The sequence below is a fragment of the Bradyrhizobium sp. BRP23 genome (assembly GCF_020194135.1).
GTDB classification, from domain to species: Bacteria; Pseudomonadota; Alphaproteobacteria; order Rhizobiales; family Xanthobacteraceae; genus Bradyrhizobium; species Bradyrhizobium yuanmingense.
In genome coordinates this window covers 233,347-249,717 of record NZ_JADYVW010000008.1, presented here as the reverse complement: position 1 = coordinate 249,717, position 16,371 = coordinate 233,347, and the positions used below count along the sequence as shown (strand labels likewise).

General features: G+C 64.2%; 13 protein-coding genes. 10 read left to right on the top strand and 3 right to left on the bottom strand.

Features of this window, described 5'->3' with window-relative positions:
• Position 1: 1 nt before the first annotated feature.
• Positions 2-1,021, bottom strand: coding sequence for a sugar ABC transporter substrate-binding protein (locus tag I6F24_RS22925; RefSeq protein ID WP_036010114.1), 1,020 nt, complete (start codon positions 1,019-1,021; stop codon positions 2-4).
• Between the two features lie 142 nt (positions 1,022-1,163).
• The gene (locus tag I6F24_RS22920) at positions 1,164-1,568 is read right to left on the bottom strand and encodes a globin (protein WP_036038949.1); all 405 of its coding nucleotides are present in this window, start codon (positions 1,566-1,568) and stop codon (positions 1,164-1,166) included.
• A gap of 481 nt (positions 1,569-2,049) precedes the next feature.
• Between I6F24_RS22920 and I6F24_RS22915 the strand changes: the two genes are divergently transcribed.
• The 8 genes from I6F24_RS22915 (at position 2,050) to I6F24_RS22880 (ending at position 10,993) form a co-directional block, all read left to right on the top strand.
• A complete protein-coding gene (locus tag I6F24_RS22915) occupies positions 2,050-2,424 on the top strand; it encodes a DUF2946 family protein (RefSeq protein WP_225151783.1) in 375 nt (124 codons plus the stop codon).
• Between the two features lie 85 nt (positions 2,425-2,509).
• Complete coding sequence (locus I6F24_RS22910; RefSeq protein ID WP_225151781.1) at positions 2,510-4,720, top strand: TonB-dependent receptor; 2,211 nt, start codon at positions 2,510-2,512, stop codon at positions 4,718-4,720.
• A 62-nt stretch (positions 4,721-4,782) separates the two neighbouring features.
• Complete coding sequence (locus tag I6F24_RS22905; RefSeq protein WP_225151779.1) at positions 4,783-5,316, top strand: copper chaperone PCu(A)C; 534 nt, start codon at positions 4,783-4,785, stop codon at positions 5,314-5,316.
• A gap of 29 nt (positions 5,317-5,345) precedes the next feature.
• Positions 5,346-5,864 (top strand): YcnI family protein, encoded by a 519-nt coding sequence (locus I6F24_RS22900; RefSeq protein WP_225140039.1) that lies wholly within the window; start codon positions 5,346-5,348, stop codon positions 5,862-5,864.
• Positions 5,864-7,426 carry a CopD family protein gene (locus I6F24_RS22895; protein ID WP_225151777.1) on the top strand — a complete coding sequence of 521 codons (1,563 nt, stop codon included), beginning with the start codon at positions 5,864-5,866 and terminating at the stop codon, positions 7,424-7,426. The genes I6F24_RS22900 and I6F24_RS22895 overlap by 1 nt, the downstream gene beginning before the upstream one ends.
• A gap of 164 nt (positions 7,427-7,590) precedes the next feature.
• The gene (gene proS, locus I6F24_RS22890; RefSeq protein ID WP_225151775.1) at positions 7,591-8,910 is read left to right on the top strand and encodes a proline--tRNA ligase; all 1,320 of its coding nucleotides are present in this window, start codon (positions 7,591-7,593) and stop codon (positions 8,908-8,910) included.
• Between the two features lie 90 nt (positions 8,911-9,000).
• Positions 9,001-10,281, top strand: coding sequence for a lipoprotein-releasing ABC transporter permease subunit (locus I6F24_RS22885; protein ID WP_036010095.1), 1,281 nt, complete (start codon positions 9,001-9,003; stop codon positions 10,279-10,281).
• A 7-nt stretch (positions 10,282-10,288) separates the two neighbouring features.
• Complete coding sequence (locus I6F24_RS22880) at positions 10,289-10,993, top strand: ABC transporter ATP-binding protein (RefSeq protein ID WP_036010093.1); 705 nt, start codon at positions 10,289-10,291, stop codon at positions 10,991-10,993.
• A gap of 92 nt (positions 10,994-11,085) precedes the next feature.
• On the opposite strand, the gene I6F24_RS22875 is transcribed toward I6F24_RS22880, so the two are convergent.
• Entirely contained in the window at positions 11,086-12,165 is a 1,080-nt protein-coding gene (locus I6F24_RS22875; protein ID WP_192893193.1) for a zinc-binding alcohol dehydrogenase family protein, read from the bottom strand.
• Positions 12,166-12,276: 111 nt separating this feature from the next.
• On the opposite strand from I6F24_RS22875, the gene I6F24_RS22870 reads away from it, so the two are divergent.
• Both I6F24_RS22870 and I6F24_RS22865 read left to right on the top strand, forming a co-directional pair.
• Entirely contained in the window at positions 12,277-13,050 is a 774-nt protein-coding gene (locus tag I6F24_RS22870) for a helix-turn-helix transcriptional regulator (RefSeq protein WP_109143604.1), read from the top strand.
• A 171-nt stretch (positions 13,051-13,221) separates the two neighbouring features.
• Complete coding sequence (locus I6F24_RS22865) at positions 13,222-16,371, top strand: GAF domain-containing protein (protein ID WP_225151773.1); 3,150 nt, start codon at positions 13,222-13,224, stop codon at positions 16,369-16,371.

Here is a 16,371-nt window from a genome sequence, read left to right as displayed (position 1 = left end):
CTCAGATCAGGAAGTGATCCTGCATCCACTGCATCCCGGCGGCGTTGGCCTTGGTCACGACCGGGCCGTCGGTGACGACGTTCTTCGGGATGCCCTGTCCGCTCTTCTCGCCGCCGACCACGGCGGAGACGCCCGCGACGATCGCGCCGCCATGGATGCGGCAGGACGGATTGCGGACGGTCGCGAACATGCGGCCTTCGCTGACCGCCTGGATCGCCGGCGGCATGGCGTCGACCCCGCCGATCAGGATGTTGGTGCGATTGCGCGCCTTCATGATGTTGGCGGCGGCCAGCGCCATGTCGTCATTGTGGAAGAAGGCCGCATCGATCTGCGGGTATTTGGTCAGATAGGTCTCCCAGAGACGGGCGGTCTTCGACACGTCCCAATCGGCCGGCTGGGTGTCTAGCACTTCGATGCCCGGGAATTGCTTGACGACCGAGTTGAAGCCCTTGGCGCGGCCCTGCGCACCGGTGTGGCCGAGCGCGCCCTGCGTCATGATGATCTTGCCCTTGCCACCCATGGCGTTGCACAGCGCCTGTGTCACCGAAGCGCCCATGAACTCGTTGTCGGGAGCGAGGAAGGAATGGACGTTGATCTGATCGAGCGGCGCGATCAGCGTGTCCATGTCGATCACGGGCGTGCCGGCGTCGATCATCTTCTGCACCGGCTGGGTGAGGGTGCCGATGCCGAAGGCCTGGATCGCGACGAAGTCCCATTTCTGCGAGGCCATGTTGTCGATCGCCGCGCGCTGCTTCACCGCATCGAGCTGCCCGTCGAACCAGGTCACCTCGACATTGAACAGCTTGCCCCAGAATTCCGCCGCCTGCTTGCCTTGCGCGCACCAGGTGGCCTGGAGGCCGGCGTTGGAGAACGCCGCCTTCAACGGCTTCTCGCTGCGTCCGACTGCGGCCAGTGCGGGGTTTATGCCCATGCTGCCGAGGATGGCAGCTCCGGCGCCGGCGGCCGCAGCCGCCTGAAGAAGATCGCGCCTGGTCGTCGAGAAATCTTTCGTCCCGGACATCGCTCGCTCCCATATATTTTGTCGTCGGCGCGTCATTGGTAGCGCTACCGATCTCCGAAAGTCTCTCACAAGAGTTGTTCGCACTCAATCTGCATTCAGCCGCAGCGTCGTCGCAGCCCGTGCGTTGGTGCAGCGCAAAGCGTCAGGTGGCCGCGGCGGCGAATGCGTCGATCTCGGCGAGCAATGTATCCCAGGACTGCGCGATCTCGGGCGTCCATTCATCGCCGAGCAGATCGCGGAGCGCATCCCTGATGACGGCGAAGAACGCGATGAACAGCTCGCGCGGCGTGCCATAGGCGTCGTGCGAGGCGACCTCGCACGCGATCAGCCGGAAATGCCCGCGGCGCTCGCCGGCGAAGTCGAGAATCGCCTCGATCGTCAGCGCCAGCATCGACCCCTTCACGAGGTCACCGCCGTCCGTGCGGAACATCGCCTGCGTTTCCGGATGGAGATCGAACAGACGTCGATAGACGAACGGCGTGAGGTCGGCGCAGCGCGAGGCCGCACGTTCGAAGCTGTTTTCGATGAGAAGAGAGGCCGCGTTCATCGACGGTTCAGCGCCGCGGGCAAAAAAAGAGCGGGGCCCTGGCCCCGCTCAAAAATTGTGTCGACCCTATTATCCCCGATCTTAAGATTTGATCTTGATTGACGGGGCGACGCTGCGTTTTGCGCGCCAGGGGCTCCTCCCGAGACTTGGACCACCAGGCCTCGACCTCGCGGTCAGCGCCTGAGCAAGAGGGATGCTAGATCAACTTTTCTCACTTGTCATCATTTTCGGCAACGAATGTTCAAAATAGGAGCAACTGACGAAACGATCGGGCTTCCGGCCCCCTAAATATATGACAGATATAAGAAATTTGTGGATGGCCGGGCGGGTTTTCCTGCCTCAGATGCCGGCCCGCCGGAGGGTGGGGTCGTCCGACCACAATTTTTCGAGCAGTTTGCGCAGGGCCCAACAGGCGGTGGAACTGGCCTCGACTCGGCTGCGCCCGAGTGATTAGTTAGCGCACGAACGAATGGTCCGGCGGATGCGCGCACGTCTGCAAAAATTCCTGCCTCTGGTCCTGCTCGCCCTGGTGATGCAGGTGCTGGCGCCGATCGCCGCCTGTCTCGCGGCCGGCCAGGCTGCGGCCGATCCGTTCTCTGCAGGCGTCATCTGCCATAGCACAAGTGAGCAGGGCGGCCCGGTTGATGAGACCGGGACACCGGCCGCAAAAGCTGGCGCATGTGCGCTTTGTTGCCTCGCGCACGCTGACGCTTCGCTTGACGCGCCGCCCCATGCGGCGTTCTCAACTCCCGTCCGCCCCATCGCCCGCGTCGTCTGGCACGTGGCGAACGCGCCCGTCCTCGCCGCCATCGACGGTTCGAGCGCTTGGGCGCGCGCTCCCCCTCGCATTTCCTGATCCGCGAAACCTTCAGCTCCGCGCCGGCTTCGGCCGTGCCGGGATCGCTATGCACCGGCTCTCTGCCGGCATCAGGAATGACCTCATGCCTCGTACAGGCTTCTTTCGACTGCTTTCCGCACGCAAAATTCTGCTTGCCTCAGCTTCTGCCCTCGTTGTGCCATCCAACGCAATCGCGGAGGAAAACCGACGCGAGCTTCCTCCCGTCACAGTCGACGCGCCGCGGGAGAAACGGGCCTCTCCAGCCCGCGCACAGCGAACGCCCGCGCGATCAACGCGGGCCCGCGCGCCCGCAACTGCGCGTCCGCAACCGACGGCAGCTTCCGAAGGGGGCCTCGGTCCTGGTGCCCTGACGGTTCTCACCGCCCAGCAGGCACTGAGCGAGATCAACCAGACGCCGGGCGGCGTAGCGCTGGTCGCAGCGGAGGCCTACCGGAATTCGACTCCCGCCAGCACGATCAAGGACGTCCTGGACTACGTGCCCGGCGTATTTGCGCAACCGAAATGGGGCGACGACACCCGGCTTTCGATCCGCGGATCCGGCCTGTCGCGCAATTTCCATCTGCGCGGCGTGCAGCTTTACATGGACGGCATCCCGATCAATACGGCGGACGGCTACGGCGATTTCCAGGAGATCGACCCGACCGCCTACAAATACGTCGAGGTGTACAAGGGCGCGAACGCGCTGCAGTTCGGAGCCAATTCGCTGGGAGGCGCCGTCAACTTCGTGACGCCATCGGGACGCGACCGATTTCCGAATGGAGTCTCGCTCGACGTGGGAGCCTTCGGCTTCAGGCGACTGCAGGCCAATGCAGGAGGCGCCAACGGGCCGTGGGATGGTTTCGTCACCGCATCAACGCAGGCCACGGACGGCTTCCGCGATCACAGCTTCGGCTCGGGCAACCGCGTGAGCGGCAATGTTGGCTACCAGTTCTCGCCGGATTTCGAGACGCGATTCTATCTTAACGCCAACGAGGTGCGGCAGCGCATTCCAGGAACCGTCACCAAGGCGTCTGCCTTGACCAATCCGGAGGCCGCGGCTCCGGCGAACGTTGCGCTGGACCAGCAGCGCAACATCGACACGATCAGGCTGGCAAACAAGACGACGATCCGATTCGACGACACCAGGTTGGAGTTCGGCGCTTTCGGCGTCGATCGGCACCTCATGCATCCGATCTTCCAGTGGCTCGATTATCGCTACAAGGATTATGGCGGCTTCGCGAAGGTTACGGACGACCGCATCATCGGCGGTTACCGCAACAGGCTGGTTGCGGGCGTCAACCTGTTGAACGGCAGCATCGACAACCAGCAGTTCGCCAACATTGCCGGACAGAAGGGGGCATTGCTGTCGTCGTCGATCGATCGCTCGGAGAACACCTCGGTTTACGTGGAGGACAGCTTCTACTTTCTGCCGAATGTCGCCGCGATCGCCGGCACGCAATTCCTGCATGCGACCCGCAATCGGCAGGACCGGTTTCTCAGCGACGGCGACCAGTCGGGAGCAACCCGCTTTGATCTGTGGTCGCCGAAGGCGGGCCTGCTGTGGCAGATCGACCCGACGTGGCAGGCCTTCGCCAATGTTTCGCGGAGCGCCGAAGTGCCGAGCTTCGGCGAGAGCGCGCGCGGTCCTGGCATTCCGACGATTCCGTTCACCAGCATCCGCCCGCAGATTGCGACGACCTACGAGATCGGGACCCGCATGCGACGGCCCGACTATTCGTGGGAGTTGACCGCCTATCGCGCCGATATCCGCGATGAGCTGCTGTGCCTGTACAGCGCGTTCGGCAATTGCAACGTGACCAATGCCGACCGAACCTTCCACCAGGGCGTCGAGGCTGGGGCAGGGGCAGCAATCTTCCGCCACCTCTTCGTGACAGGAGGCGCGCCCGACAAGGTGTGGCTCAACCTCGCCTATACTTACAACGATTTTCGCTTCGACAGCGATACGGAGTTCGGCAACAACCAGCTGCCCGGCGCGCCGCGTCACTATTTGCGCGCCGAGTTGCTCTACAAGCATCCGACCGGGTTCTATGCTGGTCCGAACGTCGAATGGGTGCCGCAGGCCTATTTCGTCGACAGTATGAACACGTTGACGACGGAGCCGTATGCACTGCTCGGATTGAAAGCGGGCTTCGACAATGGCGGACCGTTCTCCGCCTATATCGAGGGTCGAAACCTCATCAACAGGACCTACATTGCCAGCGCCAGTATCATCGATCGCGCCACGGCGACGTCGGCGTTGTTCGAGCCAGGCGCCGGCCGGGCGGTCTACACCGGAATGAGATATCGATGGTAAGCGCACTGGGGCTGCCGAGACCACCACGACCGATCCAATCAGATCAAAACCGAGGGAACCAAATGAACAGGATCAAGCTATCACTTCTGGCGGCCGCCATGCTGCTCGGCACCAGCGCGGCAGTCGCAGCCGACGACGTCAAGGCCGGCGATCTCGTCATCTCGCAGGCCTGGAGCCGGGCGACGCCGGGCGGCGCTAAGGTCGCCGGCGGCTATCTGACCATCGAAAACAAGGGGAGCGCCGCCGACAGGTTGGTCAGCGTGTCCGCCGATATCGCAGGCAAGGCCGAGATTCACGAGATGGCCATGGACAACGGCGTGATGAAGATGCGCGCGCTCGACAAGGGATTGGCGATCGAGCCCGGCAAGACCGTGAAGCTCGCCCCCGGCGGCAATCATTTGATGCTTCAGGAGCTGAAGGGGCCGTTCAAGCAGGGCGACAAGGTGCCGGTGACGCTTCAGTTCGAGAAGGCCGGAAAGGTCACTGTTGCGCTCGCCGTCCAGGGCGTCGGCGCGCAGGCGCCGGGCGATGGCGGACAGTCGGGTCACATGGACATGAAGAAAATGCCGGATCATTCGGGAATGAAGATGAAATGAGACTGTTCTGGACTCTCGGGAGACCGAATATGTCGAAGCGATCCTGCCTGATCCTGATTGCCGCGCTCGCCGCAACACCAGCGGCGGCGCATGTCTCGCTTGAGACCAAGCAAGCTACGATCGGCGCGTCCTACAAGGCGGTGTTCACCGTGCCGCATGGCTGCGCGGGCTCGCCGACGGTGAAGATCCGCGTGCAGATTCCGGAAGGGGTGATCGCGGTGAAGCCGATGCCGAAGGCCGGCTGGACCGTCGACGTCGTCGAGGGCAAATATGCCGGAGAATACGACTATCACGGCAATAAGGTATCGTCCGGCGTCAAGGAGGTGGCGTGGTCCGGCGGCAAGCTGCCGGACAAGAACTATGACGAGTTCATCATGCAGACGGTGCTGACCGACAAGCTCAAGGCGAACACGACCTTGTACTTCCCAGTGGTTCAAGAATGCGAGACCGGCGTCAGACGCTGGATCGAGATCCCAACCGAGGGGTCAAGCCATTCGCATGAGGGCAAGTCGCCGGCGCCTGGCGTCAAGCTCCTGCCGAAACCCTGATGCGCCTCCTCGCCGCGCTCGCGACGCTGCTCTTCGCTGCCAGCTTCGCGAGCGGTGCGCTTGCGCATGCGGCGCTGATCTCGGTCGAGCCGGCGAGCGGCAGCACGCTCGCGATCGCGCCCAAAGTGGTGGAGCTGCGGTTCAACGAGCCTGTGACCCCGGGTGCGATCCGGCTCATCGACGGGGCGGGCAGGGCGCGGGACGAGACGCGCGTCAGCGCGTCCGGCGACACGATTTCGATCCAGATGCCGGCGGATCTGCCTGAGGGGACCGCGGTCGTCAGCTATCGCGTGGTCTCGCAGGATGGCCATCCGATCATGGGATCGGTGATGTTTTCAGTCGGCATGCCGTCGGAGACGAAGCCGTCCGCGAGTACTGACCATTGGTTGGCCGCGCTGATCTGGCTGGCGCGCGTTGGCCTCTATCTCGGTCTGTTCGTAGGCGTCGGCGGTGTGTGGTTTGCGCGCTGGATATCATGGTCTCTGGCCGGCATGACCGTGCCGCGCATGGCGCTCGCGGTCGGCCTTTCCAGCGCGGTGGTGTCGCTCGGTGCGCTGGGTCTCGATCTCCTCGGCCTGCCGCCGGCGGCGCTCGCGACGGCCGCGCCTTGGAAGGTCGCGGTGGCAACCAGTGCCGGCCGCGCGTTTCTAGTTGCTGCCGCCGCGATGCTGTTCGCCTTGCTGGCGCTCCGCAGCGTATGGTCTTCGCGGGCTCTTGCGATCATTGCCATGGTCGGCGTGGGCCTGTCGCTCGCCATGAGCGGGCATGCCGCAACGGCGCCGCCTCGAATGATGATGCGCCCGGCGATGTTTCTTCACGGCCTGTGCGTTGCGCTATGGATCGGCGCTCTTGCTCCGCTCGCGGCTTTGCTGTCGAAGCCGACGCCGGCAACACTCGCCGTCGTGAAGCGCTTCTCGGGCATCGCCATGCCGGCGGTCGGCGTGCTGGCATTGACGGGCCTCGCCCTTGCGATTGTTCAGCTCGAAAAAGTTTCGGCGTTGGTCGAGACCCGCTATGGCCTCATCCTCTCGATCAAGCTCGGCCTGGTTCTCATGCTGCTCGCACTTGCGGCGCTCAACCGCTTCCGCCTCACTCCGGCACTCGCCCGCGATCGTGGAGCCCAGACCATCCTCAAGCGCTCGATCCTCCTCGAATGCGTGATCGCCCTCGCCATCTTTGCCGTCGTCGCCGGCTGGCGCTTCACGCCGCCGCCGCGAACGATCATTCCGGAGACGCCGTTGGCGATCCACATCCACGGCGACAAGGCGATGTTCCAGGTGCTGGTGTCACCTGGAAAGGTCGGCAAGGACGATTTCGTGCTCCAGCTCATGACCGGCGAGGGGACGCCCCTGGCGGCCAAAGAGGTGACGTTGACCCTCAGTCTGCCCGAGCGCGGCATCGAGCCGATGGAACGGGTCGCCTTGCTCGGGCCGGATGGCTACTGGCACGTGCGCAGGGTCGAGCTGCCCTTCGCCGGCCGCTGGCGTGTGCGGATCGAGGCGCTTGTGAGCGATTTCGAGAAGATCACGCTGGCGGATGAACTCGAGGTGCCGCCGCCCTAGGCTCACCGGCTTTGCTGCGCACGGTGCTCCTGAAGTCAAACCTGAAGGCAACGGAAAAATGACAGCTATTTCGCCGCGTTAGCGGCTTTTCTTCATTCCCGTCTTGTGTTTTCGCTCCCAATCCGGTTTCACTGCAGGCGATCACTGATTCCCAGAGTATTACCATGCGGTTGTCGCGGTTCTTTCTGCCCATCCTGAAGGAAAATCCGAAAGAGGCGGAGATCGTCTCGCATCGGCTGATGCTGCGTGCCGGCATGATCCGGCAGGAGGCGGCGGGCATCTATGCCTGGCTGCCGCTCGGCTTTCGCGTGCTGAAGAAGATCGAGCAGATTGTGCGCGAGGAGCAGAATCGCTCCGGCGCGATCGAGGTCTTGATGCCGACGCTCCAGCTCGCCGACCTCTGGCGCGAGAGCGGCCGCTACGACGCCTACGGCCCGGAGATGCTGCGCATCGCCGACCGCCACAAGCGCGAGCTGCTGTACGGACCGACCAACGAGGAAATGATCACGGAGATCTTCCGCGCCTATGTGAAGTCCTACAAGAACCTGCCGCTCAATCTCTATCATATCCAATGGAAATTCCGCGACGAGCAGCGTCCGCGTTTCGGCGTGATGCGCGGCCGCGAGTTCCTGATGAAGGATGCCTATTCCTTCGACCTCAACGAGGCCGCGGCGCGCGTCGCCTACAACAAGATGTTCGTCGCATACTTGCGCACCTTCGCGCGGATGGGGCTGAAGGCGATCCCGATGCGCGCCGAGACCGGCCCGATCGGCGGCGATCTCAGCCACGAGTTCATCGTGCTCGCCGAGACCGGCGAATCCGGCGTGTTCATCAATCGCGATGTGCTGGACCTGCCGGTGCCGGGCGAGGACGTGGATTATGAGAGCGACCTGACGCCGATCATCAAGCAATGGACCTCGCTCTATGCGGCGACCGAAGACGTCCACGATGCCGCGCGGTTCGAGCAGGAGGTGCCCGTGGACAAGCGGGTGAACACCCGCGGCATCGAGGTCGGCCAGATCTTCTATTTCGGCACCAAATATTCCGAGCCGATGAAGGCGCTCGTGGCGGGGCCTGATGGTGTCGACGTGCCGATCCATGGCGGCTCGTACGGTGTCGGCGTCTCGCGCCTGCTGGGTGCCATCATCGAGGCTTGCCATGACGATGCCGGCATCAAATGGCCGGAACCGGTGGCACCGTTCCGCGTCTCGATCCTCAACCTGAAGCAGGGCGATGCGGCCGTCGATGCGGCCTGCGAGAAGCTCTATGCCGAGCTCACGGCCAAGGGCGTCGACGTGCTCTATGACGACACCGATCAACGCGCCGGTGCCAAATTCGCCGCCGCCGACCTGATCGGCATCCCCTGGCAGATCATGATCGGGCCGAAGGGGCTCGCCGACGGCAAGGTCGAGATCAAGCGGCGCAGCGACGGCGCGCGCGAGACCATGTCGCCTGCCGACGCGGTTGCAAGACTTGTGGGCTGAGAAGGCCGGTCGGCTGAATATTGTTCATCGCGCGATATCGCGGCCGCCAATCCGGCCACAATTGACCCCGAATCATGGGATTATCGAGCGATGGATGAGACCATGACCGAAACCGTGCAAACCGCGCCTTTCGCGCCCTTCGAGTGGATGCTGTCGGCGCGCTATTTGCGCGCGCGCCGGAAGGAAGGATTCATCTCGGTCATCGCCGGGTTCTCCTTTCTCGGCATCATGCTCGGCGTTGCGACGCTGATCATCGTCATGGCCGTGATGAACGGCTTCCGCAAGGAGCTGCTCGATAAGATCCTGGGCCTCAACGGCCACATCCTGGTCCAGCCCCTGGAATCGCCGCTGACCGACTGGAAGGACGTTGCCGACCGCCTCAGCCAGGTCGAGGGCATCCGGCTCGCGGCGCCGGTGGTTGACGGTCAGGCGCTGGCGTCATCGCCTTGGAACGCCTCGGGCGTCCTGGTGCGCGGCATCCGCTCCGACGATCTCAACAACCTCACCTCGATCGCCAAGAACATCAAGCAAGGCTCGCTCGAGGGGTTTGACGAAGGGCAGGGCGTTGCGATCGGCCGCCGCCTCGCCGACCAGCTTTCGTTGCATGCCGGCGACAGCATCACGCTGGTGGCGCCCAAGGGCGCAGTCACGCCCATGGGCACGACGCCGCGGATAAAACCGTACAAGATCGTCGCGGTGTTCGAGATCGGCATGTCCGAATACGACCTCGGCTTCGTGTTCATGCCGCTTGCCGAAGCGCAGGCCTATTTCAACCGCAGCAACGACGTCACCTCGATCGAGGTGTTCACGACCAACCCCGACAGGATCGACGCCTTCCGCAAGGCGGTGACGGAGGCGGCGGGCCGGCCGATCTTCCTGGTGGATTGGCGGCAGCGCAACTCGACCTTCTTCAACGCGCTCCAGGTTGAACGCAACGTGATGTTCCTGATCCTGACCATGATCGTGCTGGTCGCCGCGCTCAACATCGTCTCCGGCCTGATCATGCTGGTGAAGGACAAGGGCAGCGACATCGCGATCCTGCGCACCATGGGCGCCTCGCAAGGCTCGATCATGCGGATCTTCCTCATCACGGGCGCTTCGATAGGCGTCGTCGGCACGCTGGTCGGCTTCTGCGTCGGCCTCGTGATCTGCGTTAACATCGAATCGATCCGGCAATTCCTGTCCTGGCTGACCTCGACCGAGCTGTTCTCGCCGGAGCTCTACTTCCTGTCGAAACTGCCCGCCGAGATCGACGTCGGCGAGACCACGGCCGTCGTCATCATGGCGCTGACGCTGTCGTTCCTGGCGACGCTCTATCCGTCGTGGCGCGCCGCGCGCCTCGATCCCGTCGAAGCGCTCCGGTACGAGTGAGGGACTGATGGAGCAGCAGCAGGGGGCAGAAGATGTACCGGTCATTTATCTCCACGAGATAAAGCGGCAGTACTTGCAGGGCGAGGTGCCGCTGACGATCCTCGACGGCGCCAAGCTGGCGCTGTGGGCCGGTCAGTCGGTCGCGCTGGTGGCGCCGTCGGGCTCGGGCAAGTCGACGCTGCTGCACATCGCTGGGCTGCTGGAAGCCCCCGATTCCGGCGAGGTCTATGTCTCGGGCGCACCGACCTCGCAATTGCCCGACATCGAGCGCACGCAGCTGCGCCGCACCGATATCGGCTTCGTCTACCAGTCGCACCGGCTGCTGCCGGAGTTCTCGGCGCTCGAGAACGTCATGCTGCCGCAGATGATCCGCGGCCTGAAGAAGTCCGAGACCGTCAAGCGTGCCAAGGAGATCCTCGGCTATCTCGGCCTCGGCGACCGCATCACCCATCGTCCCGCCGAGCTGTCCGGCGGCGAGCAGCAGCGTGTCGCCATCGCCCGTGCGGTCGCCAACGCGCCGCGCGTGCTGTTTGCGGACGAGCCGACCGGCAATCTCGATCCTGGTACCGCCGAGCACGTGTTCCAGGCCCTGATGCAGCTGGTCAAGGCGACGCATGTGTCGATGCTGATCGCAACCCACAACATGGAGCTCGCCGGCCGTATGGACCGGCGCGTCTCGCTGTCGAACGGCCAAGTGGTCGAACTCGACTAAAGAGCTCGAAAACAACCCCATGCACAGTAGCCAAGTGCTTGGTGAGACTTCCGAAAAAAATCGAAGACGGCGGTCCGTCGCCGCCTCACAATTCAGGGCCTGATCACCGTCAATTTGAACGGTCCGCCATTGGCGGCAGCATGCGCCACGGCTTCGTTGGCGTGGTCGAGATCGAAGGTCTCTGTCTCGTACTCTTCCAGCCGCAGCAGCCCGGCACGCACCAGTGCGATCAGGCGGCTGGCCGCATCGGGCGGATACATCCAGACGCCGTGGATGCTGATGCAGTTGCGCATGATCCAGGGGTAGGGCAGCTCGAGGCCCGGCCCGCCCGCCATGCCGACGCCACCCATCAGCACGACGCGTCCGTAAGCGCGGACCGTCATGACTGCCGCGCGCACGACAGTCGGGCTCACCGAGGGCGGCATGATGTCGAAGACGCAGTCGATCGGCCCCGGTGCGGCGCGCTTCATCGTCTCACGGTCGTCGTCCTCGTCACCCGAGAGCTTGACCGGCTTCACCCGCGCCCCGAAGCGGCGGACGAGGTCGGCGAGGATCCGTTCGTTGCGGCCCGGCGCGACCACGCAGGCTGCGCCCATCGCCAGCGCGACGGAGACGGCGGCGCTGCCGAAATTGCCGGTGGCGCCGCTCACCAGCACGGTCTCGCCCGGGCGAAGGTTTGCCGCAAGGAAGCCGCCATAGGGCACCAGCAGCGTGCCCAGCGCGCACCATTGTGTCGCCTGCTCGGACGTGATCGGGCCGAGGGGTTTGACGTTCTCGGTCGGCACCCGCATCTGCTCGGCGAAGGAGCCGTGGCGAAAGTGCTGTTGCAGGCGCATGCCGCCGGGTCCCGCGGCGGTCAGGCCCTGCAGGGCGATATCCGGCGCCGCGGCGTCATCGCGCGAGCGCACTGTCGGATCGCAGAACACCCAGTTGCCGACGGCAAGCCTGGTCGCGTCCGGACCGATCGCGCGCACGCGGCCGATGCCGCCTGGGCCTGGAATGATTGGCAGGTCGAGCGCGTAGTTGCGCGTCCCGTCGAAGACCTCGTTCATGTAGGACAGCACGCGCGTCGCGACGACGTCGACGATGACCTCGCCGGTGCCGAGCACCGGTTCGGGGACAGTCTCGATCGCCAGCGGCGAGCCGAAGGATTTGAGTACGGCAGCTTTCATGATGTTCACCTCGAGGTCGGGTGAAGTCCGTATGCGCTGCCCTGGCGGAAGTCAGGAAGGCCTGGTATTATCCTAGTATTTCATAGGCCCTCCATCGCCGGGACACCCGCCATGGTCGATCCACGCCGCGTTGAATTCGGGGACTTCCTGAGGTCCCGCCGCGAAAAGCTGTCGCCGAAGGCGGTCGGGCTTCCGGTGGGCCGGCGCCGGCGCACCGCGGGGCTGCGCCGCGAAGAAGTCGCGCAGCTCGCCGGCATCGGCGTCGACTGGTACATCCGCCTCGAGCAGGGCCGCACGGTGAGCCCGTCCGTCACCACGGTGGATGCGTTGGCCCGGGCCCTCCGTCTCAGCAAGGCCGAGCACGCGCACCTCAAGGCGCTGGCGCGCGAGCCCGCAAGGAGCCCCTTCACCCGCGAGATCGTGCCTCCGCCCATTCGTCGCATGATCGAGAGCCTGCATCAGCCGGCCTACATCACCGGCCGGCGCTGGGACGTGCTGGCCTGGAACGATGCGGCCGAGGAGGTGTTCGGGTTCGGGCGATTGCCGGAGCAGGATCGCAACACGCTGCTTCTTATGTTGACGAACAAGCAGACGCGAAAATCCTATGGCGCCGGCTGGACCGACGTAGCCAAGGCGATGGTGGCGATGTTTCGCGCCAATCACGACGTCTGGGCCGGCGATCCCGCCTTCACGGAGCTGCTGACGCGGCTGCGCGAGAGCAGTCCGGAATTCGTCGAATGGTGGGAGGCGCACGACGTTCGCAGCACCATCTCGGGCCGCAAGACCATGAACCATCCGACCAAGGGCGTGCTGCACTTCGAGCACACCAGCTTCCAGGCCAATGACGATCCCGCGTTGAAGCTCGTGATCTATACGCCGGTCTAAGCCCGCCGTTGTTGAAGACACTTGACCACCTGCATCGCGCGCTGGGCCGAGCAGGACCCGAGAGGCGTCTTGATACTGAGCCGCCCCTCGCGCCGGGAACCGAAGGCCCCACCTACAGTTACTGTCTCATCATTGTGCAGGTGGAGCGAGGGACGTGTTCGGGGTTAACCGATGACGACAGCGACCGGGGGATCCTCGGCCGACCGCAACGCCGTCTTGGCCACCCTCGGCGATCATATTCGAGAGATCGGCAGCCCCGACGATCTCGCCTATGCGGCGGCCGAGCTGCTTGGCCGCAGCCTCAATGTCAGCCGGGCAGGTTACGGCACCGTCGACACCTCCGCCGAGACCATCACGATCGCGCGCGACTGGAATGCGCCTGGGATCTTGAGCTTGGCCGGCGTGCTGCGCTTTCGCGACTATGGCAGCTATATCGAAGACTTGAAGCGGGGCGAGACGGTCGTCTGCGCCGATGCTGAAAAGGACGCTCGCGTCGGCGACCGCGCCCGAGCTCTCGAGGCGATCTCGGCGCGCGCATTCGTCAACATGCCGATTTCCGAGCCCGATGGGGTCGTGGCGCTGCTCTACCTCAACAATGCCACGCCGCGCGAATGGACCCCGGCGGAGCTCGAGCTCATCCGCGAGGTTGCCGAACGCACCCGCACGGCCGTTGAACGTCGCCGCGCCGAGAGCGCGGTGCGCGAGAACGAAGCGCGACTCCTCTTCCTGGACGCTCTCAACAAGGAAACGGCCAAGACGCGCGATGCAGACGGCGTCATGGCAGTGACGACGCGAATGGTCGGTGAGTATCTCGGCGTCTCCAACTGCGCCTATGCCGACATGGATCCCGATCAGGACGGCTTCACCATCCGCGGGGATTGGGCTGCCCCCGGTGCGATGCACATAGTGGGGCACTACAGCCTTGCCGACTTCGGCGAGAAGGCGGTGCGAGAGCTGGGCGCCGGCCGCCCCCTCATCATCAACGACAATCTGAAGGAGATCGCCCCCGAGGAAGCCGCCACCTTCCAGCGCATCGGCATCGGTTCGACGATCTGCATGCCCTTGGTGAAGGAGGGGCGCCTGACCGCCTTGATGGCCATTCATCACCGTGGCCCGCATCTTTGGACGCCGCGCGAACTTGCCTTGCTCACCGAGGTGACGGAGCGATCATGGGCGCACATCGAGCGCGTCCGATCGGAGCAGGCGGCGCGCGAAGCTGCCGAGCGGCTCGTCCTCGCCAACAAGGCCGCCGGAATCGGCACCTGGGACTACGATCCGGTCAACGACATTCTTCGATGGGATAACCGCTGCAAGGAGGTGTTCGGTCTCTCGCCGGATGCCGAGGTCAGCTACGAGGGCTCATTCCTGAAGGGCATCCATCCCGACGACAGGCAGCGCGCCCATGAGGCCGTCTCGACCGCGTTACAGCCCAATTCTCCGGGAAGCTACAACATCGAATACCGCACCGTCGGCATCGAGGATGGTGTCGAGCGCTGGATCGCCGCAACGGGTCACGCGATCTTTTCTGACGGCCACGCCACGCGATTCATCGGGACCGTGCTGGATATATCCGCGCAAAAGAAGACCGAGCGTCATCTGAGGATCCTCAACGACACGGGAGCATCGGTTGCCCGCGAACGCGATCTCGAGAGGATCGTGCAGATCGTGACGGATGCCGGCGTCGAGCTGACGGGCGCCCAGTTCGGAGCCTTCTTCTACAACGTCCTGGCCGCGGACGGCGGCAGCTACATGCTGTATTCGCTGTCCGGCGTGCCGCGATCCGCTTTCGAAAACTTCCCGATGCCGCGCGCCACCGCCGTGTTCGAGCCGACCTTCAAGGGCACGGGCGTGGTGAGGTCGGACGACATCCTGCAAGACCCGCGCTATGGCAAGAATGCGCCGCGGAAAGGCATGCCCGAGGGCCATCTTCCGGTCCGGTCCTATCTGGCGGTCCCCGTGATCTCGCGCAGCGGCGAGGTGCTCGGTGGGCTTTTCTTCGGTCATGCGGAGGTCGGTCGATTCCACGAGGAGCACGAATCCGCATTGCTCGGCATTGCCGGCCATGCCGCGACGGCCATTGACAATGCCCAGCTGCTGACCAGGCTCGAAGCGCTCAATGCCGAGCTGGAGCAACGTGTCGCCGACGAGATCGCCGAGCGCATGAAGGCCGAGGAGCAATTGCGGCAATCGCAGAAGATGGAAGCCGTCGGGCAATTGACCGGGGGGATCGCCCACGACTTCAACAACATGCTGGCCGTCATCCTCGGCAGCTTGAATCTCGCCAAACGGCGGCTCGGCAAGGGCGAGCTCAACATTGACCGCTTCTTGGATAGTGCAACGGATGGTGCGAACCGTGCCGCCACGTTGACGCAAAGATTGTTGGCGTTCTCGCGGCAGCAGCCTCTTGCGCCCGAGGTCGTGGACATCAACAAGATGGTCGGTGAGATGAGTGAGCTGCTCGAGCGCTCGCTCGGCGAGCTCGTCCGTCTCGAGACGGTCCTCGCGGCTGGCCTTTGGCGCGTCAAGGCAGACCCTGCCCAGCTCGAAAGCGTTCTCGTCAATCTTGCTGTCAATGCACGCGATGCCATGCCGAAGGGTGGCAGGCTGACGATCGAAACCGCCAACGCCTCGATAGATTGGAAATATGCCCGCGAATACGCGCTGCAGCCCGGGCAGTACGTGCTCATTGCGGTGACGGACAACGGCACGGGCATTGCGGCGGACGTGCTGGGAAAGGTCTTCGATCCGTTCTTTACGACCAAGGTCGTCGGCAAGGGGACTGGGCTCGGCCTCAGCCAGGTCTACGGCTTCGTGCGGCAGTCGGGCGGCCATGTCAAAATCTATTCGGAGGTGGACGTCGGCACGACCGTGAAGATCTATCTTCCACGCTTCGCGGGCGAGGAGCCTGTCTCAACCCCGTCGCACGGCGTGCTGCATCCCGGTGCAAGTCCGCAGAGCGAGACCATCCTCGTCGTCGAGGACGACGAGCGGGTCCGCGGCATCTCGTCCGAAAGCCTGCGCGAGCTTGGCTATACCGTCGTCGAGGCCGCCAGCGCCCGGGAGGCGATCGGCAAAATCGAAGGCGGTTTCGTTCCGGATCTGCTGTTCACCGACGTCGTCATGCCCGACATGACCGGTGCCGAACTCGCGGCCGAGCTGTCGAGACGATACCCGGATCTGAAAGTGCTGTTCACCACCGGCTACACGCGCAACGCGATCGTCCATAATGGCGTGCTCGATGCCGGCAAGCATTTGCTGTCCAAGCCCTTTGCGATCGAAGACCTGGCCGCCAAGGTCCGCTCCCTGCTCGATGAGGGTTGA